General features: G+C 63.9%; 1 protein-coding gene. It reads left to right on the top strand.

The annotated features are described in order from the left end of the window. Positions 1-36: 36 nt before the first annotated feature. Positions 37-1,702, top strand: a 1,666-nt coding sequence (locus tag QX126_RS33480; protein ID WP_315786889.1) for a condensation domain-containing protein, incomplete at its 3' end; no start/stop codon positions are given.

The following is a 1,702-nucleotide window of genomic DNA, read 5'->3' as shown; positions in this document are numbered from 1 at the left end:
GATCGCAACGCTTTGCCTGCTCCCGACCACCAGCCCGTGACCGAATACACCCCGCCGCGGACACCACGCGAAGAGAAGCTCTGCGCTCTGTTTGCCGAGACCCTCGGGCTCGAGCGCGTCGGGATCCATGACAACTTCTTCGATCTCGGCGGCCATTCGCTGCTCGTGACGCATTTGGTCTCGAAAATCCGTGCTGCTTTCGGGGTCGAGCTGCCGCTTGGTACGCTGTTTGAAGTTTCGACCATCTCCGGGCTCGCTGAACGGCTCGATCAGGCCGAGGCGGCAGCACGACCGACTCTTCGGCCGGGCCCTCGTCCGGAGGTGATCCCGCTCTCGTTCGCGCAAAGTCGCCTGTGGTTCCTCAACCATCTCGAAGGACAAAGCCCACACTATAATCTCACGCTCGCATTGCGTCTTCGCGGTGCCCTCGATCGCGACGCCCTCGAAGCCGCCCTCGCCGATTTGGTCGAGCGGCATGAGAGTCTGCGAACCGTCTTCCCGGAGACGGCGGGCACACCCCGCCAGCTGATCCTCGATGCTGAAATCGCTCGGCCGATCCTCGCGGTGGCGGCAACCACTGAGGCCGAGCTTCCCCAGGCGCTCAACATGGCCGCGAGCCGCGGCTTCGATCTCGCCGTCGAACCGCCGCTCCGCGTCGATCTCTTCGTCCTCGCGCCGCGCGACCAGGTTCTGCTGCTGTTGATCCATCATATTGCCGGCGACGGAGCTTCGCTCGGGCCGCTGGCTCGCGATCTCGCTACCGCTTATGCTGCGCGTAGTGAGAAGCGCGCGCCTGTCTTCGAGCCGCTGCCCCTGCAATACGCCGACTACACGCTTTGGCAGCACGCGCTGCTCGGCAATGAGGAGGATCCCGAGAGCCCGGTCGCGCGCCAGTTGGAGTATTGGAAGAAGGCGCTGCATGGCCTGCCGGAGCAACTGGAGCTGCCGGTTGACCGTTCCCGGTCGCCTGTTCCCAGCCATCATGGTGATACTGTCGCGTTCGAGATCACCCCCGAAGTGCACCAGGGGCTGCTGATGCTGGCGCGCGAACAGCAGGCCAGTCTCTTCATGGTGCTCCAAGCCGGCCTCGCTGCGCTGCTCACGCGGTTGGGCGCAGGTACGGACATCCCAATCGGCAGTCCGGTGGCGGGGCGCAGCGATCACGCGCTCGACGACTTGATCGGATTTTTCGTCAACACCGTGGTACTGCGCAGCGACACCGCTGGAAATCCAAGCTTCCGCGAACTGGTGGATCGCGTGCGCGCCGCCAATCTCGATGCCTACGCGAATCAGGACTTGCCGTTCGAGCGCCTCGTCGAGGCGATCAATCCGACACGGTCTCTGAGACGCCACCCGCTCTTCCAGGTGATGCTCGCGTTACAGAACGCTGGTACGCTCAGCCTTGATATGCCCGGTCTCACCATCGTCCCGCAACCGATGAGCAGCAGCGCTGCCAAATTCGATCTGGCCTTGATCTTGACAGAGAGTCGTGGCCAGCACGGTGGGTCGGCTGGGATCGAAGGCACGATCGAATACAGTACGGATCTGTTCGAGCGGAAAGCCGTCGAAGCCATCGCCACGCGTTTGGTGCGCCTGCTCGAATCTGCAACCGCCACGCCGGATCAGCCGATTGGCGCAATCGACATTCTCGACGCGGCGGAGCGGCGTCGGGTGCTGGCGGAGTGGAATGACACGGTGCGCG

It is taken from the genome of Bradyrhizobium sp. SZCCHNPS1003, assembly GCF_032381555.1.
Taxonomy (GTDB): domain Bacteria; phylum Pseudomonadota; class Alphaproteobacteria; order Rhizobiales; family Xanthobacteraceae; genus Bradyrhizobium.
This window is presented reverse-complemented; position numbering and strand designations above follow the sequence as displayed.